This window comes from Arthrobacter sp. zg-Y916 (assembly GCF_020907385.1).
GTDB lineage: Bacteria > Actinomycetota > Actinomycetes > Actinomycetales > Micrococcaceae > Arthrobacter_B > Arthrobacter_B caoxuetaonis.
On the sequence record NZ_JAJJOD010000010.1, the window covers coordinates 20,906 to 46,144 of the forward strand.

The window sequence follows — 25,239 nt, forward strand, 5'->3', positions numbered from 1 at the left end:
CACCGTGAGTACTCCGAGTACCCGTTTTTCCGGGCCGCGTCCGCGCCTGCTGCTGAACGCCTTCCTGATGAACACCACCAGCCACATCCGCGGCGGCCAGTGGCGCCATCCGGACGCCGGACAGCACCGCTTCAACGAGCTGGGGTTCTGGACGGACCTGGCCCGCCAGCTCGAAGACGCCAAGTTCGACGCCCTCTTCTTCGCCGATGTGGTGGGCCTGTACGGAAACCACGACGGCGGCTGGGCTTCCCACGTGCGCCGCGGGCTGCAGGTGCCGGCCAACGATCCGGTCCTGCTCCTCGCCGCGCTGGCAGGTGCCACCCGGAACATTGGGCTGGCCGCGACGTCGTCCGTTGTACAAAGCCATCCGTTCCAGTTCGCCCGGCAGATGTCCACGCTGGACCACCTCTCCCGCGGCCGTGCCGGCTGGAACATCGTCACCTCCGTCCTGGACAACGCGCACCGCAACTTCGACGGCGACGGGCTGACCGGGCACGACCGCCGCTATGACTGGGCGGATGAATACACCGACGCGGTCTACAAGCTCTGGGAAGGATCCTGGGACGACGGCGCGCTGGTCCAGGACAAAGCCAGCGGCGTCCACGCCGACCCGGACAAGGTCCACAAGATCCATCACCGCGGCGAGCGGTACTCGATCGACGGACCGCACCTGAGCTCGCCCTCCCCGCAGCGCACACCGGTGCTGTTCCAAGCCGGCAGCTCCGGCCGCGGGCAGCAGTTCGCGGCCGCCAACGCCGAAGCCACGTTCATCTTCGCGCCCAACCACGCCCACGCCGCGAAGGTTGCCGCCGGGGTCCGTGCCCGCGCCGCCGAGGCCGGGCGGCTTCCAGATGACATCAAAGTCTTCACCGGGCTGTCCTTCGTAGTGGGCGGAACCGAAGCCGAAGCGCAGCGCAAGAAGGCCGAACTGGACGAATACCTGGACCTCGATGCCGTAATCGCGCACATCGGCGGGGGCCTCGGCATCGACCTCGGCGGGCTGGACCTGGACACCCCGCTTGGTGACGTGCAGACCGAAGGCGGCCGCGGCGTGCTGCAGGCCATCATCGACTCCACACCCGGCGGCAACCCCACCCTGGCCGACGTGGCCCGCTACCGCACCGAAGCCCAGCAGGTCACCGGCACCCCGGAACAGATCGCCGACGAGCTTGACCGCTGGCAGGATGCCGGCGTGGACGGTATCAACATCATCAACGCGATCCTGCCCGGCTCCTACACGGACTTCATCGAGGGGGTACTGCCCGAACTGCGCCGCCGCGGCCTGGCCCAAAGCGAATACGCCCCGGGCACCTTGCGCGAAAAGCTCTTCGGAGCCGGCCCGCTCCTCAACGAGCGGCACCGGGCCGCTCAGTTCCGCGGCGCCTTCACGTCCGAAAACACCCTTTCAGCGTCAGGAGTTACCCAATGACCGCCAGCCTGCTCACCCGCTACGGTTACAGCCCCGCCCCGGACGCGGCGCGCTGGTTCGCCGTCGCAGACGAGGTTGCCGCGATCCTCGGCGTTGACGCGCTGGAACGCGACGCCGCCAACAAGCCGCCGTTCACGGAAGTTGAAATCCTGCGCCGGTCCGGGCTGCTTCCGCTGACCATTCCGGCCCGCTTCGGCGGTACGGGAATCGGCTGGAGCACCGCCTTCGAAATTGTGCAGCGGGTGGCCCGCGCGGATAACTCGATCGGTCAGCTGCTGGGCTACCACTACATTTTCCAGGCCTTCCCGTTCATTGACCTGGACGAATCCCGCGGTCAGGCCCTGGCGGACGAGTGCCTGGACCACCAGTGGCTCTGGTCCTCCACAGGGACGCCCCAGGGACCGCAGGCCACCGCCCGGCGCACTGACGGAGGTCACCTGGTCACCGGCCGGAAACCCTTTGCCACGGGCAGCCGGGTTGCGGAGAAGATCTACGCGCGGGCAGTGCTCGACGGCGGGGACCGGCTGGCGCTGGTGATCGACACCGCTTCCGACGGCGTTCTCCGCCACGACGACTGGGACGTGCTGGGCTCCCGGCTGACCGCCACCAACACCATCGAGTTCCGGGACGTGTTTGTGCCGGACGCAGCCGTGATCACCAACCTGGGAGCGCACGACGGCGAGCGGGAACCGCACCAGGTGCTCACCACCCCCGCGTTCCAGCTGCTCTTTGCGCACGCCTATCTGGCGGCCGCGGAAGGCGCGGTGCTCACCGCCCGGGACTACACGCTGTCCACCGCCAGGCCGTGGTTCCACGCGGAGGTGGAAACGGCGTCGGACGATCCGTTTATCCAGAACCACTACGGGTCCTTCGCTGCGAAACTCCAGGCGCTTGCCGCCGTCGTCGAGCAGGCCACCACCGCCCTGCAATGGGCCTTCGACGCCGGAGAGACGCTGACTGCCGCGGAGCGGGCGGGGGTGGCGGAGCAGATTGCAGCCGCGAAGATCACCGCACACGAGGTGTCCCTGGATGTCACGGCGCGGATCTTCGACGTCACCGGTGCCCGTGCCGCCGGGAGCAAATACGGGTTCGACAGGTACTGGCGGGACGTCCGCACCCACACCCTGCATGACCCGGTGGCCTACAAATACAACGAACTCGGCCGGTACTTCCTCAACGGGGCCGAACCGGTTCCCTCCGCGTACCGCTAACCCAACCTCTTTCTTCACCGACCTTTAAAGGACCATCCCATGGAACGCAGGAACTTCCTCAAGCTTGCCCTCGCCGGTGCCGGCGCAGCTTCACTGACCGCCGCCACCGGCTGCGGCCTCACCGGCGGCGCAGCAGCCTCAGGGGACAAAACCATCAAGATTATCGCCACCGAATCCGCTCCGTACCAGGAGCCCACCAAGATCGCCGCCGAACTGCTCAAGGCCAAGGGCTGGACGCTGGAGGCAACCTACGTCACGGACATCATCCAGCCGAACCTGGCGGTTTCCAACGGCGAGTTCGATGCCAACTACTTCCAGCACGGCGCCTACCTGCAGCAGTTCAACGTGGATCAGTTGCTCGAGGTGCAGCCGCTGTTCTACGTTTACGGGTCACCGGCGGGGATCTGGTCCAAGCGTTACTCCAGCCTGCAGGACCTGCCCGACGGCGCGCGCATCGCCCTGCCGGTGGACCCCGCCAACAATGGACGCGGGCTGGTGCTGCTGCGCGACGCTGGACTGCTGGAACTCAAGGAGGGAGTGGGCGTTATCCACACCTCGCAGGAAACCATTACGGCTAACCCGAAGAACTTCGAGTTCGTGGAGGTGGACCAGCAGTCCCTCTCCAAAACCCTGCCGGATGTGGACGCCGGAGTGCTGTTCGTGCGGCTGGCCGCGGAAATCGGCCTTTCCCCGGATGACGCGCTGGCCTTCGAGAAGGAAGCAGACCAGATTCCGTTCCGCTGCGTGGTGGCCGGCACCGCGGAGTTCGCGGAGACCGAGAAGGCCAAGGCCCTGCAGGAGGCCTACCAGTCGCCGGAAGTCCGGGAATGGTTCGCGGGCTACATGCACGGCGTGCTGCCCACCCCGTGGGACGCTGATCCGCTGGAGGACCTCAGCTCCTGGTGGGAGGCCTAGAGCTTCCCGAAGCGTGCCCGGATGAGTCCCATGTACAAGCCGTAGAAGATCAGTCCCACGCCGACGGCGCCCAACGCCAGCCAGCCCAGCGGTGCTTCGTTCAGGGTGCGGAGGGCGCCGTCGAGCCCGGTGGATTTTTCCGGGTCCGCAGTTACTGCTGCCGCTATCACCAGGCCGCCCAGGATGAGGAGCGAGATGCCCTTGGCGGTGTAACCGCCGATCCCCGTGACAGTCGCCGTGCGCTGCCAGGTCTGCCCGGGGATCGGTCCCAGGTCCTCCCGGAACTTCTGCGTCAAGCCCTTGTAGATGAAGTAGAGACCGATGCCGGCAATCACGGCTCCGCCCACACCGACGAGCAGCTGGCCTGTCGGTTGGCTGAGGAGACGTGCGGTCCACGTGACCTGGCTCTGCTCGCTGTCGCTCGAGCCGCCCAGGGCGAAGATTCCGAAGGTGACTCCGATGGCGCCGTAGGCGATGGCCGTTCCGGCGTCGGTGGCGCGCTTTTTCCAGACTTCCTTTTTGTCGCCTCCGCGGTCCAGGAAAGCCCGCGATGCCTGGAACAGTGCCAGCGCAATGCAGCCGACAAAACAGAACCAAATCAGGAAAATGCCGCCGGGCTGCTGGGACAGGGCGGCGACGGCGCCGGAGGAATCGGCGTTGCCGCCTCCTCCGGAAGCGATCTGGAACGCAATGATGCCAATCAGGGCGTGAAGCACCCCGCTGGCTACGTAGCCCACGCGTGCGGCCCGTTCGAACCCCTTCGAATCCGCGGCGCGTTCTGCGGCCTGGGTGAACTTACCTCCGCTGCCGTGTGTACGGTCCATGGCCAATACGTCCTCCAAGGGTTGGCGGCGGCCAGTGGGGGCCGCCCAGAACTTCGTGTGCTTACTAATTCCTTCCATCCTGCCATCTGTGGTGTGTTCGGCCTACTGCGGGCTAAGGTCGATCCATGGATGCCGCAGCGCTGAGGAAGTACTGCCTGTCGCTCACCGGGGCTTATGAGGACTTTCCCTTTGGGCCGGAATCTTCAGTGTTCAAGGTTCGTGCCGGCGGGGCCGGGAGGCCTGCCAAGATGTTCGCGCTGACCGCGCTCGCTTCCGAGCCCCTGATGATCAGCCTCAAATGCGAACCGGAACTGGCGCTTCAGCTCAGGGCCGCCCACCCGGAGATCAGCGGAGCCTGGCACATGAACAAAACCCACTGGAACCAGCTGGACCTGACCGGCAATCTTGAGGACGAGCTGGTGATGAACCTCGTCGAGGACTCCTATGACCTGGTGGTGGCGTCCTTGCCGCGCCGGGATCGGGAAGCCCTGGCGTGGAAGGGCCTGGCCGAGTCATGACGCAGCGAAAACTGACCTACCCGGATCCCGGCCTTACCGAGCGCCCGTATCCGGTGGCGCTGGAGGGCGGCTGGCCTCCGCGGTACCGTCTGGTGCTGCGCGAAGAACGCGTGTCCGTGCCGGATCCGGCACTGGGATTCCTGCGCCTGGCGGATGGTCTGCTGGGCTGGGACCTGCACCGCGGCAGCGGCCTGTGGGTGGATGCCGGCACGCCCCGGGCCCGGCCGGGACTCGAAATGTCCTCCGGGGTGGGCATCGGACCGCTGCGCTGGCACGCGCCGTGCCGCGTTCTCTGGACCACTGAGCCGGTGGTCGACGGCAGCGGCCGCCCGGTGCCCGGCCAGCGGGCAGGATTCGGCTACGGGACGCTGCGCGGACACCCGGAGGCCGGGGAGGAAGGGTTTTACGCCGAGCTCAGCGAAGACGGGCAACTGTTCTTCCGGGTCGCAGCGTTCAGCCGCCCCGCGAACCTGCTCATCGCCGTCGGCGGTCCACTCAACCGGCGCACGCAGGAGCTGATCACCCGGCGGTATTTCCGGGCTGCCCGGAGGCTTGCACTGGGGGAGGAGTAGCCTCACCGCGGGGAACGAAGAGCCCGCGGACAAAGTTGACGGCCCTCTGAGTGAGGCCACCAGCCGCCAAATCCCGCCGGCGCTCAGTCTTCGTCGTCGGGCAGCTGGGCCTCACTGTGCAGCACAAAGGCGAGCTCCGGGCCGGAAGACTCCACCGGCATAAAGCCGGTTGTCAGGAGCAGTGATATGGATGCCTCGTTGGTCTCGTCCGTGTACGCGGTGACGCATTCGACTCCGGGCTGGGCCAGGGCGAACCGGCTGAGCGCGATCACTGCTTCGGTGGCGTAGCCGTGCCCCTGCCGGGAGGGGGCAACGTTGTAGCTCATTTCCACGGCGCCGTCGACTGGCGGACCCAGGAATCCAATGGTGCCAATCACGGTGCCGTCGCGCTCGCGTATCATCCGCGCGCCGAACGTGCCGGCCCGGGGGTCCAGCAGGCCGGACTGGAAGTACTGCTGGGCAGCGTCTTCATCGACGCCTTGGGGGAAGTCCTCTGCCCAGTCAGCGCAGCGGACGCCGACTATGAGGGCATCAACTTCCGCCGCCGTCATCTCAGCCAGTTCGAGCCGCTCAGTGAGAAGGCTGCTGGCCGGCGTCTGCTCATGCGAAAGTGTGGTCACGGAAGATATTGTCCCCCATCGAGAGGCCACTTACGGCTCTTATGGACGCTCATACGAGCCGTAACTGGCCTCTCGATGGGGTGTGGATAATCAGATCCGTGGTTTTGGCCGGCGAACCATAATGCTGGTCATGAGAACCCCCAAGGAATTACCAGACGCGCTGGGCCCGCGGTTCTTCACTGTCTACGACTCGGATGCCCTCGGAGTGAGCAGGGAGCGGTTAAGGCATGTCCGTATTCGGCGGATCAGCCGGGCTATCCGGGCAGTGGATAACCTGGACCAGGCGCACCGTGAATTGACGGCACCGGAACGCATTGCGGCGTACACCCGGGTCACCTCGTTCTCAGTTGCTTCGCACACGACGGCGGCCGAAGCCTGGGGATTCCCGCTTCCGTTGCGCTTCGCCGATGCAGCAGACCTGCACATCACCCGTCCGGCCGGGCTCGCCCGTCCGCGGAGGGCCGGCGTCGTCGGTCACCGGGCCCGGTTGCAGGCTGGCGAGGTGACGACGTTGCACGGACTGGTCCTCACCTCGCGGGAACGGACCTGGCTGGACCTGGCGAATATCCTGAATGTCCACGACCTGACGGTCGTGGCGGACCACCTAATTCGTCTCCCGCGGGAAGCCTTCGAAGGCCGATCGGAGCCGTACTCGACCCAGGAATCCCTTGACGCAATCCTCGGGCGGCACCCCGGCCAGCGCGGTGTCCGGACCGCACGTGAGGCACTGGCGCTGAGCCGGGTGGGTGCAGATTCGCCGCCCGAGACCCTGCTGCGGCTGGCGCTGGGTGAAGCCGGCCTGCCGGAACCGGAGGTCAACGCGCCAATTGTCGACGACGACGGCGTCCTGCACCACGAGCCGGACCTGGGCTACCGGAAGTACCGGGTGGCCGTTGAATATGAGGGGTCCGGTCACTCGGACCCGGAGCAGGTGGCACGGGACATCAGCCGCGATGAGCGTACCCGCGCCCTCGGCTGGGTAGAAGTGCGGGTCTCCCGGCGGCACCTGGCCAATGACGCCAAGCCGGCAGTCGAGAAGGTCCGTGCGGCGTTATGGACTGCCGGCTGGCGCGCAGGACGACCTGCCGCCTGACCCCCAACCGCCTGCCCCCCAACCAAGAACGAGAGGCCAGTTACGGCTCGTATGACGCTTCAAACGAGCCGTAACTGGCCTCTCGATGGGATCCCGGAGGGGGAGGAGGGAGGGTTAGCCGAAGTACTTCGGCAGGGTCCCCTCGTGCGCGGCGCGCAGCTCATCCAGCGGCAAGACAAAGTGGCCCTGGAAGTCCAGCGCGCCGATCTCGGTATCCACCACGCCGATGCGGGAGTGTGCGAAGCCGCGGGCGGTGCACATGTCCTTGAACCGGACCTCTTCGCTGCGGGCCACGGAGACGACGGCGCGGGCCTGGGATTCGGAGAACAGCAGCGTGAACAGGTCCACGCCGTCGCGCTCGGCCACCTCGTCCAGCCCGATCCGGGCGCCGACGCCGAAGCGCAGCGCCATCTCGGACAGCGCGGCCGCCAGGCCGCCTTCCGAGAGGTCGTGCGCGGAGTCGATCATGCCGTCGCGGGAAGCGTTGATCAGCAGGTCGCCGAGCAGTTTCTCCGCCTGCAGGTCCACCTTAGGCGGCTGGCCGCCCAGGTGGCCGCGCAGGTTCGCGAACTCGGAGCCGTCCAGCTCGTCGCGGGTGACGCCCATCAGGTAGATGGCCTGTCCGTCTTCGCGCCAGCCCGACGGCGTGCGGCGGGCAACGTCGTCGAACACGCCCAGCACGCCGACCACGGGGGTCGGGTGGATGGCGACGCCGCCGGTCTGGTTGTAGAGCGAGACGTTGCCGCCGGTGACGGGCACGCCAAGCTCCTGGCAGCCGTCGGCCAGGCCGCGGACGGCCTCGGCGAACTGCCACATGACCTCGGGATCCTCGGGGGAACCGAAGTTCAGGCAGTCGGTGACCGCCATCGGACGTGCGCCGGAGGTGGCGACGTTGCGGTAGGACTCGGCGAGGGCCAGCTTGGCGCCCTCGTACGGGTTCAGGTAGGTGTAGCGGCCGTTGGCGTCCGTGGAGATGGCCACGCCCAGGCCGGTTTCCTCGTCGACGCGGATCACACCGGCGTCGTCGGGCATGGCCAGGGCGGTGTTGCCCTGCACATAGCGGTCGTACTGGTCGGTGACCCAGGACTTGTCGCACATGTTCGGGGAAGCCATCAGCTCCAGCACGGCCTGCTTCACGGCTTCGCCGCCGAACGGGCGGTCCTCCGCCTTGAAAGAATCAGCCTGCACGCCGTCCAGCCACTCGGGGCGGTGGAACGGACGGTTGTAGACCGGGCCTTCGTGGGCGACGGTGCGCGGATCGACGTCGACGATCGTCTCGCCGTCCCAGTCGATGATCAGGCGGCCGGTGCCGGTGACCTCGCCGAGCCAGGAGTACTCGACGTTCCACTTGTCCATGATCGCTTCGAACGCTTCAACGTTCTCCGGCGTCACGACGGCCATCATGCGTTCCTGCGACTCGGACATCAGGATTTCGCCCGGGGTCAGGGTTGGATCACGCAGCAGGACCTTGGTGAGTTCAACGTGCATGCCGCCGTCGCCGTTGGAGGCCAGCTCCGACGTCGCGCAGGAGATGCCGGCCGCACCGAGGTCCTGGATGCCCTCGACCACGGAGGCCTTGAACAGTTCCAGACAGCACTCGATGAGTACCTTTTCCGCGAACGGGTCGCCCACCTGCACCGCGGGGCGCTTGGAGGGCTTGGCGTCGTCGAAGGATTCGGAGGCCAGCACGGAGGCGCCGCCAATGCCGTCGCCGCCGGTGCGCGCACCGAACAGGACCACCTTGTTGCCGGCGCCGGAGGCGTTGGCCAGGCGGATGTCCTCGTGGCGCATGACGCCCACAGCGAGTGCGTTGACCAGCGGGTTGCCCTGGTAGACGGAGTCGAAGACGACTTCGCCGCCGATGTTGGGCAGGCCCAGCGAGTTGCCGTAGCCGCCGATTCCGGAGACGATGCCGTGCACCAGGCGGGCGGTGTCCGGGTGGTCGATCGCGCCGAAGCGCAGCGGATCCATCACGGCAACCGGGCGGGCACCCATGGAGATGATGTCGCGGACAATGCCGCCGACGCCGGTCGCGGCGCCCTGGTAGGGCTCCACGAAGGACGGGTGGTTGTGGGACTCGACCTTGAAGGTCACTGCCCAGCCTTCACCGATGTCAACGACGCCGGCGTTCTCGCCGATGCCGACGAGCAGGTGTTCCTTCATCTTCTCGGTGACCTTGTCGCCGAACTGCTTCAGATGCACCTTGGAGGACTTGTAGGAGCAGTGCTCGGACCACATGACCGAGTACATCGCCAGCTCGGCCGCGGTGGGGCGGCGGCCCAGGATCTCGACGACGCGGTTGAATTCGTCTTCCTTCAGGCCCAGTTCAGCCCAGGGCAGCGGGGTGTCCGGGGTGGACGCCGCGTGCTCGACGGTGTCGATGTTGAATTTCTTCTGCTCGGCAGTGGAGTTGGCAGACGCGGTCATTATTTGCCTCCGGCAACGAGCGAGGTGAGTACTGAGGTGAAAATGCCGATTCCGTCGGTGCCGCCGCCCAGGGCGACATCCCCGCGGGCGGAGGAATCCGGACCGAAGCCGGCTTCCACAGCGTGTTCGGGGTGCGGCATCAGGCCGACGACGTTGCCGGCGGCGTTGGTGATGCCGGCGATGTCGCGGCGTGAGCCGTTGGGGTTGAAGCCGTCGTAGCGGAACACCACCCGGCCTTCGCCCTCGAGCTCATCCAGGGTCTTTTCGTCGGCGACGTACTGGCCGTCCTGGTTCTTCAGTGGAATGACCATGCCTTCGCCCTGGCCGTAGCCGGAGGTCCACGCGGTGGTGTTGTTCTCCACGCGCAGCAGCTGGTCGCGGCACATGAACTTGAGGTGGTCGTTCTTGATCATCGATCCGGGCAGCAGGTGCGCCTCGGTGAGGACCTGGAAACCGTTGCAGATGCCGAGGACGGGCATGCCGCCCTTGGATGCATCCACGACCTTTTCCATCAGCGGCGCGAAGCGGGAGATAGCCCCGGCGCGCAGGTAGTCGCCGTAGGAGAAACCGCCGGGGATGATGACGGCGTCGACGTCGTGCAGGTTGGCTTCGCCGTGCCAGAGCTCGACGGCGGTGCCGCCGGCCAGGCGCACGGCGCGGGCGGCGTCGCGGTCATCCAGGGTTCCAGGGAAGGTGATGACGCCGACGCGCACTGCGCGCAGGGCAGCGTCTTCTTCGGCGGCGGAGTAGTCGCCGATCAGGGGTGTGCTCAAGGTTAAGCCTCCGAAATAACTTCGACGCGGGTGACGTCTTCGATTACGGGGTTGGAGAGCAGCGTGGCGGCGGCGGTGCGGGCCTGTTCGAGGATCTCGGGGGTGACGTCGCCGTCCACCGTAAGTTCGAAGCGCTTGCCCTGGCGGACGCCGGTAAAGCCGGTCAGGCCGAGTCGGGGGAGTGCGCCGGCAATGGCTTTGCCCTGCGGATCCAGGATCTCAGGCTTGGGCATGACGTCAACAACGATCCGGGGCATCCGGTAACTCCTGTGAGTGAAAGGGGTGGCCGCGGACCGTGCCGTCTCACGCTGATTCAGCGCTCCGCGAGCTTGCTCCTTCATTCTACGGCTGCACCGCGAGATAGCAGAAAGCGCCCGTTACAGAGCTGAAACGAGCACTTTCTGCTATCTCGATATGGGTGGGTGGAACCCGGCAGGGGGCTGGGCTACGCGGGAAGTTCGATCTGGAAACCGCAGGAGCAGCGCAGGATGCTGGTCTCCAGGACAACGTCCGCCGTGGCGGCCTCCGGCTCCGTGCTCAGCGGCTCAAAGAGCGAGACCGTGCGGTTGTCCTTGGGCTGCATGGGTTCCCCGCAGTGCAGGTACTCGGTCTCCGCGGGTTCGCTGACGGCGTTCCGCGCCCAAACCGGAGAATGCCGGACGGGGTGCCCGTAGAAGCGGTCGCATTCGGCGCAGGTGTAGCTGATTTCCAGGAACTCGGCCGAGTTCGCCGCCTTCGACGGCTCGACTGATTCAATGATCAGATATTCATCGGTGCCGCAGTAGGAGCACCAGGGGACGTACTCCGCGGGAGCTGCCGTCTCGGCTGCGGACAGCTGTGGTTCTTCGGGTGTTGCTTCAATCGACAATCTGGTTCCTCCGGTAAAGCCCGGCGCGCCCCTGGAGGGACGCTGTCCGTACGTGGATAGTAAGCAAGCTGATTCAATAATAGAACATGCATCCGGAGTCACGGAAGTAATGGCGCACGTCACCTTCGGTTAGGGTGATCCGGTGAAACTCGTTGCCGCCAAACCCTCGGTAGTCCGCCGGTCCATGAACATCTGGCCGCCCTTCGCCTTCTCCGGAATCCACATCACCGAACTGCCCGCGGACTTTATGTCGGCCACAGTCAGGCTGCGCCAGCACTGGTGGAACAAGAACGTTGCCGGCGTAGCGTTCGGCGGCAGCCTCTTTGCCATGACGGATCCGTTCTGGATGATGCTGCTGCTGCGCCATCTGGGCACGGACCACGTCATCTGGGACCGTGCCGCAGAGGTGGAGTTCCTCAAGCCGGGCAAAGGCGAGGTCTACGCACGGTTCAGCATCAGCGCGCAGGACATCGAGCGGATCCGCGCGGCCGCCAAGGACGGCTCCAAGGTCCTGGAATGGTTCAGTGTGGACATCAAGGATGCCGACGGCGACGTCGTGGCCCGGGTGCGCAAGCAGGTTTACGTGCGCCGCAAGCGGGAGAATGCCGCGGGCGTCCCCGCGTCCGTCGGGACGGCTACTGTGCCGCCGTCGCCGGACCGAGCAGGGCGGCCAGGGCTTCCCAACGGCTGATCTGGCAGCCGTCCGTCAACGCGAACTCGGCGTCGACGGTTTCTCCTTCCACCGTTCCCGTTACTGTGGCCCGCTGCGGTCCGCCCCACTGCATGGTGCAGGAGACGTTGGCGCCGGATTCAGCCATCAGCCCGGGCCCGCCCTCCGCCAGTGCAACGCACGCTGCCTCGGGATCCGGCGCGCCTGACTGGCCCACGGGCGTGGTGCCCTCGCACTGCAGGGTCCAGGTGTCCGTGACCGCTTCCCCGTCAGCCATCAGCTCCACGGTCAGGGAGGTGGTGGCCGCGCTGCCCGTCGCGGTGGACGGCGACGGCGAAGCATCGGACGGCGAAGCATCAGGTGAGGAGGCCGAGGGAGCAGGAGACTCAGGCGTCGGTGCCGAGTACGGGGAGGAGTCGGTGCATCCGGCCAGGGCCAGGCCTGCGGCAACCAGGAGCATGGCGGTACGGACAGGGCGGAACTGGAACTGCATGGTGAGACCTCCCACGTTGGATGCGGTCCAGCCTAGCCAATCCTTGGCTTGAAGTGCCGACGGCCCGTCAGGACCCCGCGCCGCTCTCCACGGCAGCCTGGGCCTGGGCCGCCGGTTGGTTCTGGGTACACAGCTGCTCCTGAAGAGGTGCCAGCAGGTCCAGGATGCGGGCCCGCAGCTGCTGCGATTCTTCGCTAAAGGCACGTTGCGCGGCCGCATACTCCGCGCGCCCGGCAGGTGTTTCCACCGGGATTGGGTCATATCCCCAGTCCTGCAGGTCGTACGGGGAAGCGCGCATGTCCATCTCGCGGATGCGCCAGGCGAGCTCGAAGCAGTCCATCACCAGTTCCCCGGGGAGCACCGGCACCAGCTTGTAGGCCCATTTATAGAGGTCCATATTAGCGTGCAGGCAACCCGGCTGCTCCAGGTCGCGCTGGTTTTCCCGGGTGGGCCTGAGCTCGTTCAGCCCCACCGCCTGCGGGGCGTAGAAGCGGAACGCATCGAAGTGGGTGCAGCGGATCCGGCTTTGCTCCACGAGCTGGTCCGTGCCCCCGGAGCCCAGCCGCAGTCCCAGGTATTCGTGCCGGATACCGTTGACCTCCGACTTGTAGGCCATGGCCCACTCGTGCATGCCGAAACAGCCCAGCGACGCTTTACGCCCGGCGGTCCGGGAAAGCAGCATCTGCGTGAATTCCAGCGCGGGCCCGCGGGCGGAAGCGAAAGCGGGGAGGTCGACGGCGACGGCGGCAGTTCCGGCGTCGAGCCCTGCTGCATGCAGTTCTGCCGCGTCCAGCAGCCGGTAAAACTTCCAGTCAGTGCGTTCGGCTGCGGCCGTTCCTGCCAGGACGACGCCGGCGCCCGGGTGCCAGCGCAGCAGCTGGCCGGGTTTCTGGGAGTAGTAGGTGAAGAGGAAATCCTCTACCGGATGTTTCCGGCCGGCGGAGCGGCGGGACAGGAAGCCGTCAGTGAACGGGCGGACCCGTTCCTGGTAGGCGGCCTGCCGGGGAAGCCACTGGTCCTCGGTCAGCACGGCGGAATAAGGGAGGCTCACGGCCCCATTATCCCGCCGTGCTGCCCTGGGTCCTAGCCGACGGGGGCAGAGCGGTGATCCCCGGCCGCCCCGCTGCCACCGTCCTGGTCGGAGTCCGCGTTGCCGGTGCCTGACTCCGCTGCTGATTCCGCGGCGGCAGCGGAGTCGTCCTCGGACGTCCAGCCGTCGGCATATTCCCCCGACTCGTAGTCGTACTCCACGGGCTTTCCGTCTTCGTCGGTGCGCTGGTACCACTCCGTGACGGTGCGGTCATGGGAATCGAAGTCGGCCCCGGCTCCCTGCCCATGGGCTGTCTTCTCCACCGTGAAGGCGAAGTCGTCGCCGTGCTCGTCGATGCCCGCGCGGACTGCATTCTCCAAGGCGGCCGTTGCATACTCCCGGCGGATAATCATCGGGTCGGTCTGCAGGTCCCGGATAAGGGCGACCATCATCAGCAGCAGGATCACGGCGAACGGCAGGGCCGAGACGATGATCAGGTTCTGCAGGCCGGACAGGGCCTGGTTTCCTCCCACCAGCAGCATGACCACGGCAATACCCATCATGGCCAGGCCCCAGAAGACAGTGACTTTCCGGTCAGGGTCCGGTTTGCCCCGCTGCGACAGGCTGCCCATGACCAGGGAAGCGGAGTCAGCCGAGGTAATGAAGAAGATGGCGATGCAGAACATCGCCAGGATCGGTGTGATGGTACTCAGCGGCAGGCCGTCCAGGACCTGGAAGAAGAGGGCTTCCGGAGCGCTGTCGGCAGAGATATCCATGCCCTGCATGCGCATCCAGATAGCCGTTCCGCCGAAGACGCCGAACGCGATGACAGAGACCAGGGTGGGCACCACGAGCACGTACTGTACGTATTCACGCAGTGTCCGGCCGCGGGAGATCCGTGCCAGGAAGATGCCGACGAACGGGGACCAGGAAATCCACCAGGCCCAGTAGAAGACCGTCCAGTTGGCTGAGAAGTCCGCTGCTTCGGCACCCCAGGACGGACCCTTGCTCATCAGGTGCAGGAGATCGGACAGGTATTCGGCCAGGGAAGAGGGAATGAGGTTGAGCAGGAACAGTGTCGGCCCGGTCAGGAAGATGAAGGCCACCAGGACAAGGGCAAGGGAAATGTTGATGTTGGAAAGCCAGCGGATGCCCTTGCCGATTCCGGAGACGGCCGAGGCGATGAACGCTGCCGTCATTATGGCGATGATGCCGATCAGGACGGCGTTGGGAAGCTTACCGATGCCGCTGATAATCTCCACGCCGCGGCCAATCTGCAGGGCGCCGATACCGAGTGACGCCGCCGTGCCGAAGAGGGTTGCGACGATTGCGAACATGTCGATCAGGCGTCCGGCGACACCTTCGGTCTTCCGGCGTCCGAGCAGCGGGGTGAAAATGGCACTCATGAGGGGAACGCGGCCGCGCCGGAAGGAGCCGTAAGCAACAGCGGCGCCGACCAGGGCGTAAATGGCCCAGGCATTAAGGCCCCAGTGGAAGTAGGACTGTGCCATGGCCTTGTGCAGCGCCACCGTCGTTTCAGCGGCTGCCTCACCGGGGTTTGGTGTCATGAAGTAGGTCAGCGGCTCGTACGGTCCGAAGAAGAACAAGCCGATGCCGATTCCGGCGGAGAACATCATGGCGACCCAGGAGAAGGTTGAATACTCCGGCTTTTCGCCGTCAACACCGAGGGGAATCTTGCCGTAGCGGCTGAAGCCGACGAAAAGCATGAAGACCAGGATCACGGCGATAAGTGAGCTGAAGAGCCAGCCGGTGTTCGTCACAACCCAGCCCAGGGCCACATCGGAGATCGACTTCAGCGATTCCGTAGAGAACACGCCCCAGGCGACGAAGCCCAGAATGAGCACGGCAGCAACGCCGAAAACCAGGGGATCGGTTCCGTAGCGCACGCGCTGCTCGTCGACGGCGATGCCCGGAACCAGTCCGGGATGCGTGTCGTGCGGGTATTCCTTCTTATCCCTGCGCAGGGCACGGGCAGCGCGCTGGCTTATTGAGGCCTTCAGCGATGTTTCCCCCCTGGTCCCGGGACCGTTCGGGGGTCCGGCTGCCCCGCTGCCGGAGGGTTGCGCCGAGGGCGCTTGGTGCCGTGATGAAGGCGGTGTTGCCACGGGAATCTTCTCCTTGGGGCGGACATCCGGCCCGCCCATCGGGTGCTTTATTCGGGACGCGAAGAAGAGTAGTTCGATTCGTTTTGCGGTTTGGTATATAAGCCGGCTTACATACCACATGCTGATCGTTACCGGTTCGTTATTCTTTACGCACTATTGTGCTCCTTCGACCCGCCAACTTGCACATTCACTGTCCGGTATGGTGATCCGGAAGCTGGGTCGCCTGAATGAGCCGGCGCATGGTGGTGTTCAGCTGATGGACTTCCTCCCGGGTCAGCTGCAGCCGCTCCAGCATGGTGGCCGGAATCTGCGTGGCCTGCTGGCGAAGCGCCTGCCCTTTGCCGGTCAGGTTCACGGCGAGGGCGCGGTCGTTTCCAGGGGCGCGGTTGCGCTCCACCAGGCCCGCACTCTCCAGCCGCTTGAGCATGGGGGACAGGGTGGCCGGTTCCATCAGCAGGGTGTCCCCGAGGTTGCGGACCGTGCGCGGGGATTCTTCCCAGAGGGCCAGCAGGACCAGGTACTGCGGGTGGGTGATGCCGAGCTCGTCGAGCACGGGCCGGTAGGCCCCGACGACGGAGCGCGAGGCGACGGACAGGGCGAAGCAGAGTTGGTGTTCGAGCAGCAGATCGTCGTCTGCGGTGCCGGTGTCCATTGAGGTCCTTCTTCCCTGAGCGCCGGTCCCAGCGGCTCAACAAATACTTAGTGCACTAATGATTAGCGTACTATGAATCACAGATACACCTCGGAAGGGACGTCAGAGTGGCAGCCAGGGAAAGCTTCACCGCAAAGTTCATGCGCGCAACGGGCAAGGCACGGATGTTTTTCGGTCCGGCCCAGACGTCCTCGCTGACCCATGACATGACCGAGGAGAACAAGCAGCTGCTCGCCGCCCAGCAGGCCGAGGAAAAGGCCAAATGGGAAACCGTCACACGGGCCGACGGCAGCAGCTACATCCTGCCGCGCAAGCAGGACTGACACAGCTTTTTTATGCAGGACCGGTTTCTTCCGAAGCCGGAAACCTATCCTTAAGGAACCTCAATCCGGCCCTTGAAGGAGGGGTTCCGATGGCAGCAAATGTTCCGGATCCTGGCAGCAGCGGCGAACCGCGACTGCCCGAGGACGAGATTCCCCGGCCTGCGGAAGCGGACCTGCCAGAGATCGTCGTCGAAACAGACGACGCTGGCCACCACTACGGGGTGGACCGCGAATTCCTGAATGGCAAGCCCCACCGCGAGCCTGCTGAACCGGTGGTGTACCAGGACTACTTCCACGCCCCTAAGTTCACAGAGGATATGTACTAGGCGCTGCCTTTAAGCTGCCTTTAAGCAGCCAAGGACGCCCGGTTGCCCGGACGTCCTTGGGAAAAGCTGCGTGCTGTTAGCGCCCGGTGCCGCCGTAAACGGTTGCTTCGGCTTCGCCGTCGAGTCCGAATGCTGCGTGGACCGCGCGGACAGCGTCGTCGAGCAGGGCAGCGTTGGTAACCACGGAGATGCGGATTTCCGAGGTGGAGATCATGTCGATGTTCACCCCGGCCAGGTGCAGTGCCTCGAAGAAGCGGTGCGAAACGCCCGGGTTGGAGCGCATGCCGGCGCCGATCAGGGAGAGCTTGCCGATCTGCTCGTCATAATCGATGCTGTCAAAGCCCACCTCAGCCTTGGCGGCATTCAGCGCAGCCATGGCAGCCTGGCCGTCCACGATCGGCAGGGTGAAGGAAATATCCGTCTTGCCCGAGCCCTTGGTGGAGACGTTCTGCACGATCATGTCGATGTTGGTGTTCGCGCCGGCGACGACGCCGAAGATTTCCGCGGCCTTGCCGGGAATGTCGGGGACGCCGACCACCGTGAGCTTGGCTTCGGAACGGTCGTGCGCAACGCCGGAAATGATGGGCTGTTCCAAGGGTTCTCCCTCTTGAATCTTGATCTTGTCATCGGGGCTGGGCAGGACCCAGGTTCCCTCATGCTGGCTAAAGGAGGAGCGAACGTGCAGCGGCACCCCGAAGCGCCGGGCGTACTCCACGCAGCGCAGGTGCAGGATCTTAGCGCCGGAGGCAGCCATCTCCAGCATTTCCTCGCTGGAGATCTTGTCGATCTTCTGGGCCGTGGGGGCCACGCGCGGATCAGCGGTGTAGACACCGTCGACGTCGGTGTAGATTTCGCAGACGTCGGCATCCAGTGCGGCGGCCAGGGCGACGGCGGTGGTGTCGGAACCGCCGCGGCCCAGGGTGGTGATGTCCTGGCTGTCACGGCTCATGCCCTGGAAGCCCGCGACGATCGCGACGTCGCCCTTCTCAATGGCGGTCTTGATCCGGTGCGGGGAGACATCGATGATCCGGGCCTTGCCGTGGATCGCGTCGGTGATCATGCCGGCCTGGCTGCCGGTGAAGGACTGTGCAGACGCGCCGAGTTCGTTGATGGCCATTGCCAGCAGCGCCATGGAGATGCGTTCTCCGGAGCTGAGCAGCATGTCCATTTCCCGCGGGTACGTCCCGACGGTGATCTGGCCGGCAAGGTCCAGCAGTTCATCGGTGGAGTCGCCCATCGCGGAGACCACAACGACGACGTCGTTCCCGGCCTTTTGGGTGTCGACCACCCGTTTGGCGACGCGCTTAATGCCTTCGGCGTCCGATACGGAGGAACCGCCGAATTTCTGCACTACAAGGCTCATGCGTACACGCTCTCTGGAACTGTTCTCAGTGGCTGTCAGGCGGCTCGGGGCCGCCCCAGCTCAGGCTATCCGTGGAAAAGGCCGCATCGCGGCGGCCAATGGTCAAGAGTCTATAACTCCCCCGCAGCGGCGCCGAAATGCCCTAGACACGGCGCTCAACGTCGACTTAACGAATGGTGCCGAGCGCAGGTGCCGTGCAGCGGTCTCCGCGCAGGCTTTGGACTCCGCGCGCCTAGTTGAGGCTGCGGCGGCCCTCGAAGGCCCGGCCGAGGGTGATCTCGTCGGCGTATTCCAGGTCTCCGCCCACGGGAAGGCCCGATGCCAGGCGTGTGACCGTGATGCCTAGGGTCTTGAGCATGCGGACCAGGTAGGTGGCGGTGGCTTCGCCTTCGAGGTTCGGATCGGTGGCGATGATGATTTCGCTGATCTGCTCGTCGGAGAGCCGGCTCAGCAGTTCGCGGATGCGCAGCTGGTCGGGGCCGATGCCGGCAATCGGATTAATGGCGCCGCCCAGCACGTGATAGCGGCCGCGGAAGGAACGGGTGCGTTCGACGGCGATGACGTCCTTGGACTCCTCCACCACGCAGATCATCGTGGGATCTCGGCGCGGATCACGGCAGATGTTGCACGTTTCCTGCTCGGTGACGTTGCCGCACACCTGGCAGAACTTCACCTTTTCCTTGACCGTCGTGATCGCCGAGGCCAGCCGGGACATGTCCTCAGCGTTGGACTCAAGGATATGGAACGCGATCCGCTGAGCCGACTTGGGACCCACTCCGGGGAGTCGGCCCAGCTCGTCGATCAGTTCCTGAACCGCACCTTCGTACACGTGGCCTTCTTCTGGAGAATAGTGGTTGTACCGGTTTACCGGCGGATGTCGTGGCCGTCGAGACCGCGTTCTTCGATCAGCCGGCCGCCCAGGATCCGTTCGATCGCCTTGCGGCCGACCAGGCCGGAATCCTCAAGGGTCACGTCGTCGGCACTGGGAACGTCTTCGACCAAGTCTACTTTGCCGCGGGCCGCGGACGACGGCGCCGAGCCGTTGCGCGCGGCAGCTTCGTTGAGCAGTTTCTGGTAGCGGCTCAGCGGACGGCCGTCATTTCCAGGGGCCTGCTGAGCGGGACTGGACTGGGCCGGGCCGGGCTGCGCTGGGCTGGACTGGCGCGGGCTGTTTTGGGCCGGGCGTGCACCCGGCGCTTCAGCCAGCTGGACGTTACCGGAGCCCGGCGCGGAACTCATCTGGCCTGATGCTGCCGGTGCGGCATTGGCAGGCCCTGAGCCGGAGCCCTGCGGCCGTCCGCCGGGACGGGACGCAGTGGTGCCGGCCCAGTTGGTGGTGGACCATTCCGCGTCGCTGACTGCACTGGTCGCGTGGATGTCTTCCGGGACGGCTGCTGTTTCCCACGCGTTGCTTTCCGGCATGTCAGCCGGTTCCGACGGTTCCTGAGGCCAGTCCTCGGGCAGGGGAGCAGCAGCCCGAACCGCTGTTGACCGGGCAGGGGCACCAGGGGCACCAGGGGTGCTGGGCGCCACCGGGGTACGCGTAGCCGGGGCACCGGGGGCACCGGGGGCACCGGGGGCACCGTGGGCCGCGGGAGCCCGCGTAGCCGGGGCGCTGGGCGTAGCTGTCGGGTTTGACTGAGGACGCGTCGCCTGTGTTTGCGGTGCCGTCGAAGGGGACTCCGGTGCTGCCGGCCGAGTCGTGGATACAGCAGCAGGCCGAGCCGCAGGGGATGTAGCAGCGGGGCTGGCCTTTACGTTGGCCGTGCTGACAGGTGCGGCAGTTCGCGGCCAAGCGGGAGCGGGCTCGCTCGCTGGAGCAGCGGCTGCCGGAGCCGGAGCACTTGCCTGAGCCTGTGCGCCTGCCGGGGCCGGTGCAGCTGCCGGAGTCTGTGCCGGCGCGGTCTGCCGGCTACCAGCTTTTGGGCCGGGTTCACCCGCTGACGCGGAGCTGTCGTGCACGGCGTTGACTTGGCAATCCACACCGAGCACCTGGTGGATGGCCCTGCGCAGGTTCTCGAGATGGTCGGGCCGGTTGAAGTTGGTGGCCGCACCCGGATTCGAGAACGCCAGCTCCAGCACCTTGCCGTCAAAGGCCCGCGGAGACGCATTCTTGCTGACATTGAGCCACGTCGCCCGTCGAATGCTCGTCAGGGCATCCATGATTTCGGGCCAGGCTCGGCGGATCATCTCCACCTGTCCTCCACCGGCAACCGGTGCTCCGCCCTGACCCGCAGGTGCAGGTGCGGATGCAGCGGCGCGTGCGGGCGCGCCCGGATCAGGTGCGGTGGTGGGTGCTGCGGCGCCGTTCGACGGAGCGATGCTTGGGGCAGGCTCGCGCGCCGGGGCGGTCGCCTGGCGGCCGTCTGCCTGCTGGACTGCGCCTGCCTGCTGCGCGGCGGCCTGCTGTGCGGGCCGCTCCTGGCCCTGCTGTTCCGGACGCCCCTGTTCCGGACCTGGCTGCTCCTGTGTCCGTTGTTCCGAAGAGCCCGTCCCGGACGCCGGAAGGCCGGAGGCTGAGGACTCCTGTGCCGCGGCTTCCTTGGAGACGTCGTCCCACGACTTTCCAGCGGCAGCTGCAGCACCGGCACCAGATGAAGGCGCCGGGGCCGGGGTAGCCCACGTGCCTCCCCAGTCTGCCGACCCGTTCGACGGCTCGGGTGCTGAAGAGGACGCAGCGCCCGCAGCCGGACCGGGAGCAACAGCTGAAACAGGCTCCGCAGCCGCCGGTTCGGCGGCGGGAGTGGACGTGCGCCACTGCGCCGCAGCGGAAGGTGCCGCGATTGCGGACTCCCGTTCCGGCGTCGTACGCGTTGCGTTTGCGGGGGCCGCCGCGGCGGAACCGGAGTCGCCTGCGTAGCTCAGGCGGCGTTCGATCCGGTCCACGCGTGCTGCCGTGCCGCGCTCCGACTGGTCCGCAGCGGGCAGCAGAACGCGGGCGCACAGCAGTTCGAGGTGCAGGCGGGGTGAGGTGGCGCCTGTCATTTCAGTCAGTGCGGTGTTGGTGATGTCCGCGGCGCGGGAGAGTTCGGCGCCGCCGAACTGGGCTGCCTGCGTGCGCATCCGGCTGATCTGGTCTTCGGGGACGCCCCGAAGCACGGCTGCGGCGCTGTCCGGCATGGCGTTGACCACGATGAGGTCGCGGAAGCGTTCCAGCAGGTCTTCCACGAAACGGCGGGGATCCTGTCCGGTCTGGATGACGCGGTCCACGGCGCTGAAGACTGTGGCGGCGTCGCCGGCGGCAAAGGCATCGACGACGTCGTCGAGCAGTGCCACGTGGGTGTAACCGAGGAGGTTCACGGCCAGCTCATAGTCCAGCCCGGCTTCCCCGGCACCCGCCATCAGCTGGTCCAGGACGGAGAGCGAGTCGCGCACCGATCCGCCGCCGGCCCGGATGACCAGGGACAGGACGCCCGGAGCGACGGGAACGTTTTCCTGGACGCAGAGCTTGTCCAGGTAAGCCAGCAGCGGTTCCGGCGGAACGAGCCGGAACGGGTAATGGTGCGTGCGGGAGCGGATGGTGCCAATGACCTTGTCCGGCTCCGTGGTCGCGAAGATGAACTTGATGTGTTCCGGCGGCTCTTCGACAATCTTCAGCAGCGCGTTAAAGCCGGCGGAAGTGACCATGTGGGCTTCGTCGATGATGAAGATCTTGTAGCGGTCGCGCACCGGGGCGAAGGTGGCTCGTTCGCGCAGGTCGCGGGCATCGTCCACGCCGCCGTGGCTGGCTGCGTCAATCTCGATGACGTCCAGGCTGCCCGCACCGTTGCGGGCCAGTTCAACGCAGCTGTCGCAGGTGCCGCAGGGAATCGGCGTCGGGCCCTCGGCGCAGTTCAGGCACCTTGCGAGAATGCGTGCGGAGGTTGTTTTGCCGCAGCCGCGCGGGCCTGAGAAGAGGTAGGCGTGGTTGACGCGGTTCTTGGAGAGGGCCGCCATCAGCGGCTCGGTGACATGCTCCTGGCCGATCACGTCCGCGAAGCTCTCGGGACGGTAGCGGCGGTAAAGGGCTGTACTCACAGATAGAACCTTATCGGTTGGCACTGACGGTTCGCATCCGGGCCCGGGGCGGGGGATAACCCGCTGTTTCCGGATAAATTAAAGACCCCCCATGCACCTGCCAGAGCCCGCTTACCCTTGCTACCTTCCGGTCCTGGGGGAGTTCACAGGATGACACCACATGAGGGGCCAGGAACAAGTCTACCCGATTTTTCGGGTGCCTCATCCGGGGTCAGCGGACCCTGGATGGAGCCGGAACGCACGACGCCGCCCAGTCCTGTGGCTGGCCGCCAGCAGGTGGACAGCGGCAGGGTCGTTCCGTCGTGGCAGACCACAGGCCAGCCGACCCGCATCCCATGCAGGGGTGCTGCACGGACTCCTCTATACGGACTCCTCCATAGGGGATCGCTATTCAGGAGGTCCCCGGTGAGGGTCCGCGGGTGCCTCATGCCGCGGCTGTCACGAATTCCAGCGGTGGCACCAGAGGATTCCTCTTCCTCCCTTTTCAGAGGTAAGGCTGCGACGTAGCCTCACACGCCACCGGCGCCGCGGTGCCGACGGTTCCGAAGCTCACGGCTTCGGGTGTCCAAAGAGGCCGAGACTGAAAGCAGGAATCCTATGAGTCTGCGTCACCAATCGGAACGTGTCGGGGGGAGGAAGCGGGGCAGGAGAGGTTTCGCAGGCTCCTCCGTGGGCAGCGCCGTCGTCGGTGCCTTTATTTTTCTGTTTATGCTGCTGCAGTTCGCCGTGCCGGCGCAGGCCGTGTTTTCGGGTGAATCGCCGGGGGAAGAGGTCCCGTCGGACCTGACGGAAATCACCATGATCGGTACCGGGGCGGGTCAAGCCGTGGCCGGCGGGCTGCCTCCAGTCGGTACGCCGTTCGATCCCACAACCGGGTATCCCGAGGACGTGCCGGAGGACTACGAGGCCGCAGATGAGGGGTTCGCCGGCGTCATCACCACTGTTGACGCCGTCGGCAATCCGCAGCAGATGTACTGCATCGACATTCGTACCTCCACCTACACCGGCCTGGGTTACGAGAGCGGCACCTGGGACGAATCCAATGTTCCGAACATCGGCTACGTCAACCGGGTGCTGAACAGCTACTACCCGGACCAGCCGGGGCTGCCGGATGCGCCGTCGGACAATATTCGGGCAGCAGCGGTTCAGGCAGCTGTATGGTTTTTCAGCGATGGCTACGTCCTTGAAGACACTGACGCCGTGCGCCCCTATACCGCAGCCATTGTTGCCGCGGTAGTCGATGCGGGTCCGCTGACTGAGCCGCCGGCCCCCAACGTATCGATTGATCCGCCCACAGCCGCCGGCCCCACCGATGGAGTCACCGGGCCATTCACGATTACCTCCGACGCCGCCACCGTCACCGTCGCTGTGCCCGCCGGCTACACCCTGTATACGGATCCGGCCGGCACGGTCCCGCTTGCCGGTACGACCGTAACCTCCGGCACTCAGCTGTGGGTCCGAAACGACAACGAGACCACGGATCCGGTTGTTCTGACCGCCACAGCCGTGGTTCCGGTCCAGACTGGCAATGTCTACCTCTATGCCGGCAATAATCCAGGCGTCACCACGGCCCAAAAACTGATCCTCGCGGCTGACGCGCAGATTGACTCCAATGCCCAGGCAACGGCGGAGTTCTTTGTAGCCGGAGACCTGACGGTCAGTAAGGCGCTTGCGGGTGAAGGAGCCGGACTGCAGGGCGACATTTCCCTGGTGGTGGACTGCGGAGCATCCGGCGTCTTCACCTTCGGCATCCCCGCCGGCACGACTGAGGCAGTGACTGAGACGGTCGCAGGACTTCCCGTTGGCACCGTCTGTTCAGTCACTGAACCAGTCACCGGATCAACTTCCGAAGTAACGGTTACCCCTGTGCTCCCGGAACCCGTGACCATAACGGAGGAAGAGAACCTGCTGGCCGTCACCAACACGGTTGACTTCAATCCGGGGAGCCTGCTGGTTACCAAGACCATCACCGGTACTGGCGCTGGATTGCAGGACGACATTGTCATCCACGTCCAGTGCGGTGAGGGAATCGTGGACGAAGTCTTTGTACTGGCAGCCGGCACAACGGCAGGCGAATACACCCAGCTCTACGAAGGGATCCCTGCAGGGACGCTCTGCAGCATCTCCGAACCGACCTCCGGCGCCAACGAAGATGTCACCGTTGAATCAACGTTTACCGGTGAAGTGGCAATCCTGCCCGGGGCCACCCAGGCCACCGCAGTCACAAACCTCTACGCGCCGGTCCCCGTCAGTCAGCGGCTGCCCAAGACAGGCGCAGAATCGACGAATCTGGCCCTGATAGGCGGAGGGGCAGTAGCCGGCGGTTCCATACTGGTCCTGGCTTCACTGCGACGCCGCCAGAGCTAGCCGCACCACCTCGAATCGCGTGACCGGAACCGGCTCCCGAGGGGGCCGGTTCCGGCGCGTTCAAGCCGATTTGCACGACCCCGCAAACCTGTGTAAAGTCTTCTGAGTCGCCGCGGCCGGGACGCTCCGCTGAAAAGCTGGAAGCAACCGAAGCATGGCGGCCAAACCCCAAACTTCCTTACCGGGAAATCTTGCGCGCTCTAGGGTGCGAAGGAAAATCCTGGGACTGAATGCTGGGTTCGGAGTGATGGTTTGACCGGTTCGAAACGATTTCCACGGAAATCCGCCGAATTGCTAAAACCGGATCGATGAAATAAAATTATGAAACACCGCAGCGGTGCGAAAAGAAAAAGAATCAGCCGGAAACGGAAATGGTTTTTCTGAGTAGACCGGATGCGCCTGTTGTTTGAGAACTCAATAGTGTGCCAAGTTTATTGATACCAATTATTTTGATTGGTTGAACTGGCTGTTCGGCCCACCCCGTGGGCTGGAGCAGCTTTTTTAGCTGGTTTCGAATTTAGTGCATGACTGTGCAGCCAATTTTCCTTGGCTCCGGTTGTGTGTCTGTAACACATTTACGGAGAGTTTGATCCTGGCTCAGGATGAACGCTGGCGGCGTGCT

Annotated in this window: 23 protein-coding genes and 1 other RNA gene; 10 read left to right on the forward strand and 14 right to left on the reverse strand. The window is 65.5% G+C overall.

All coding sequences use genetic code 11. The features are described 5' to 3' along the window. Positions 1-4 precede the first annotated feature (4 nt). The 3 genes from LOC59_RS15145 to LOC59_RS15155 are packed head-to-tail and all read left to right on the forward strand — an operon-like array spanning position 5 to position 3,555. Entirely contained in the window at positions 5-1,429 is a 1,425-nt protein-coding gene (locus tag LOC59_RS15145; protein WP_331460474.1) for an NtaA/DmoA family FMN-dependent monooxygenase, read from the forward strand. Next, positions 1,426-2,640, forward strand: coding sequence for an acyl-CoA dehydrogenase family protein (locus tag LOC59_RS15150; RefSeq protein WP_229972878.1), 1,215 nt, complete (start codon positions 1,426-1,428; stop codon positions 2,638-2,640). The genes LOC59_RS15145 and LOC59_RS15150 overlap by 4 nt, the downstream gene beginning before the upstream one ends. A gap of 39 nt (positions 2,641-2,679) precedes the next feature. Next, on the forward strand, positions 2,680-3,555 hold the full coding sequence (locus tag LOC59_RS15155) for a MetQ/NlpA family ABC transporter substrate-binding protein (protein WP_229972880.1): 876 nt from the start codon (positions 2,680-2,682) through the stop codon (positions 3,553-3,555). Here the strand turns inward: LOC59_RS15155 and LOC59_RS15160 are convergent. Next, positions 3,552-4,379 carry a DUF1206 domain-containing protein gene (locus LOC59_RS15160; protein WP_227896619.1) on the reverse strand — a complete coding sequence of 276 codons (828 nt, stop codon included), beginning with the start codon at positions 4,377-4,379 and terminating at the stop codon, positions 3,552-3,554. The two genes, LOC59_RS15155 and LOC59_RS15160, sit on opposite strands and share 4 nt — an antisense overlap. 125 nt (positions 4,380-4,504) lie before the next feature. Here LOC59_RS15160 and LOC59_RS15165 point away from each other — a divergent pair, with 125 nt between their 5' ends. Continuing rightward, positions 4,505-4,897 carry an MmcQ/YjbR family DNA-binding protein gene (locus tag LOC59_RS15165; protein WP_227896620.1) on the forward strand — a complete coding sequence of 131 codons (393 nt, stop codon included), beginning with the start codon at positions 4,505-4,507 and terminating at the stop codon, positions 4,895-4,897. Beyond that, entirely contained in the window at positions 4,894-5,469 is a 576-nt protein-coding gene (locus LOC59_RS15170; RefSeq protein WP_229972882.1) for a DUF1990 family protein, read from the forward strand. The genes LOC59_RS15165 and LOC59_RS15170 overlap by 4 nt, the downstream gene beginning before the upstream one ends. An 83-nt stretch (positions 5,470-5,552) precedes the next feature. Here the strand turns inward: LOC59_RS15170 and LOC59_RS15175 are convergent, their stop codons facing one another. Beyond that, positions 5,553-6,089, reverse strand: coding sequence for a GNAT family N-acetyltransferase (locus LOC59_RS15175; RefSeq protein ID WP_227896622.1), 537 nt, complete (start codon positions 6,087-6,089; stop codon positions 5,553-5,555). A 130-nt stretch (positions 6,090-6,219) separates the two neighbouring features. Between LOC59_RS15175 and LOC59_RS15180 the strand changes: the two genes are divergently transcribed. Then, a complete protein-coding gene (locus tag LOC59_RS15180) occupies positions 6,220-7,182 on the forward strand; it encodes an endonuclease domain-containing protein (RefSeq protein WP_229972884.1) in 963 nt (320 codons plus the stop codon). Positions 7,183-7,296: 114 nt separating this feature from the next. Here the strand turns inward: LOC59_RS15180 and purL are convergent, their stop codons facing one another. From purL to LOC59_RS15200, 4 genes are all read right to left on the reverse strand, one after another. Beyond that, positions 7,297-9,609, reverse strand: a complete 2,313-nt coding sequence (gene purL / locus LOC59_RS15185; protein WP_227896624.1) for a phosphoribosylformylglycinamidine synthase subunit PurL — start codon at positions 9,607-9,609, stop codon at positions 7,297-7,299. Further along, the gene (purQ, locus tag LOC59_RS15190) at positions 9,609-10,382 is read right to left on the reverse strand and encodes a phosphoribosylformylglycinamidine synthase subunit PurQ (protein ID WP_423722014.1); all 774 of its coding nucleotides are present in this window, start codon (positions 10,380-10,382) and stop codon (positions 9,609-9,611) included. The genes purL and purQ overlap by 1 nt, the downstream gene beginning before the upstream one ends. A 2-nt stretch (positions 10,383-10,384) precedes the next feature. Further along, entirely contained in the window at positions 10,385-10,639 is a 255-nt protein-coding gene (purS, locus tag LOC59_RS15195; protein WP_066300964.1) for a phosphoribosylformylglycinamidine synthase subunit PurS, read from the reverse strand. A gap of 188 nt (positions 10,640-10,827) precedes the next feature. Beyond that, positions 10,828-11,250, reverse strand: coding sequence for a hypothetical protein (locus LOC59_RS15200; RefSeq protein WP_227896625.1), 423 nt, complete (start codon positions 11,248-11,250; stop codon positions 10,828-10,830). Between the two features lie 142 nt (positions 11,251-11,392). Between LOC59_RS15200 and LOC59_RS15205 the strand changes: the two genes are divergently transcribed. Next, positions 11,393-11,941 (forward strand): DUF4442 domain-containing protein, encoded by a 549-nt coding sequence (locus LOC59_RS15205; protein ID WP_229972886.1) that lies wholly within the window; start codon positions 11,393-11,395, stop codon positions 11,939-11,941. Here the strand turns inward: LOC59_RS15205 and LOC59_RS15210 are convergent. The 4 genes from LOC59_RS15210 to LOC59_RS15225 form a co-directional block, all read right to left on the reverse strand. Further along, the gene (locus tag LOC59_RS15210; protein ID WP_229972888.1) at positions 11,886-12,413 is read right to left on the reverse strand and encodes a serine protease inhibitor; all 528 of its coding nucleotides are present in this window, start codon (positions 12,411-12,413) and stop codon (positions 11,886-11,888) included. The two genes, LOC59_RS15205 and LOC59_RS15210, sit on opposite strands and share 56 nt — an antisense overlap. A gap of 67 nt (positions 12,414-12,480) precedes the next feature. Beyond that, positions 12,481-13,464 carry a 3-methyladenine DNA glycosylase gene (locus LOC59_RS15215; RefSeq protein WP_229972890.1) on the reverse strand — a complete coding sequence of 328 codons (984 nt, stop codon included), beginning with the start codon at positions 13,462-13,464 and terminating at the stop codon, positions 12,481-12,483. A gap of 32 nt (positions 13,465-13,496) precedes the next feature. Continuing rightward, the gene (locus LOC59_RS15220; RefSeq protein ID WP_229972892.1) at positions 13,497-15,569 is read right to left on the reverse strand and encodes a BCCT family transporter; all 2,073 of its coding nucleotides are present in this window, start codon (positions 15,567-15,569) and stop codon (positions 13,497-13,499) included. A 187-nt stretch (positions 15,570-15,756) separates the two neighbouring features. After that, a complete protein-coding gene (locus LOC59_RS15225; RefSeq protein WP_227896630.1) occupies positions 15,757-16,221 on the reverse strand; it encodes a MarR family winged helix-turn-helix transcriptional regulator in 465 nt (154 codons plus the stop codon). Between the two features lie 107 nt (positions 16,222-16,328). Here LOC59_RS15225 and LOC59_RS15230 point away from each other — a divergent pair, with 107 nt between their 5' ends. Both LOC59_RS15230 and LOC59_RS15235 read left to right on the forward strand, forming a co-directional pair. Then, positions 16,329-16,544 (forward strand): hypothetical protein, encoded by a 216-nt coding sequence (locus tag LOC59_RS15230; RefSeq protein ID WP_423723833.1) that lies wholly within the window; start codon positions 16,329-16,331, stop codon positions 16,542-16,544. 89 nt (positions 16,545-16,633) lie between these two features. Next, positions 16,634-16,870, forward strand: coding sequence for a hypothetical protein (locus LOC59_RS15235; protein ID WP_227896631.1), 237 nt, complete (start codon positions 16,634-16,636; stop codon positions 16,868-16,870). 76 nt (positions 16,871-16,946) lie between these two features. Here the strand turns inward: LOC59_RS15235 and LOC59_RS15240 are convergent, their stop codons facing one another. From LOC59_RS15240 to ffs, 4 genes are all read right to left on the reverse strand, one after another. Beyond that, positions 16,947-18,233: an aspartate kinase gene (locus LOC59_RS15240; protein WP_229972894.1), complete on the reverse strand. Its 1,287-nt coding sequence runs from the start codon at positions 18,231-18,233 to the stop codon at positions 16,947-16,949. Positions 18,234-18,465: 232 nt separating this feature from the next. Further along, the gene (recR, locus tag LOC59_RS15245; protein WP_227896633.1) at positions 18,466-19,062 is read right to left on the reverse strand and encodes a recombination mediator RecR; all 597 of its coding nucleotides are present in this window, start codon (positions 19,060-19,062) and stop codon (positions 18,466-18,468) included. Positions 19,063-19,097: 35 nt separating this feature from the next. Beyond that, positions 19,098-22,250 carry a DNA polymerase III subunit gamma and tau gene (locus tag LOC59_RS15250; RefSeq protein ID WP_229972896.1) on the reverse strand — a complete coding sequence of 1,051 codons (3,153 nt, stop codon included), beginning with the start codon at positions 22,248-22,250 and terminating at the stop codon, positions 19,098-19,100. Between the two features lie 77 nt (positions 22,251-22,327). Then, positions 22,328-22,423, reverse strand: an RNA gene (ffs, locus tag LOC59_RS15255) — signal recognition particle sRNA small type. Positions 22,424-22,919: 496 nt separating this feature from the next. On the opposite strand from ffs, the gene LOC59_RS15260 reads away from it, so the two are divergent. Beyond that, positions 22,920-24,617, forward strand: coding sequence for a DUF5979 domain-containing protein (locus LOC59_RS15260; protein ID WP_229972905.1), 1,698 nt, complete (start codon positions 22,920-22,922; stop codon positions 24,615-24,617). Positions 24,618-25,239: the final 622 nt, after the last annotated feature.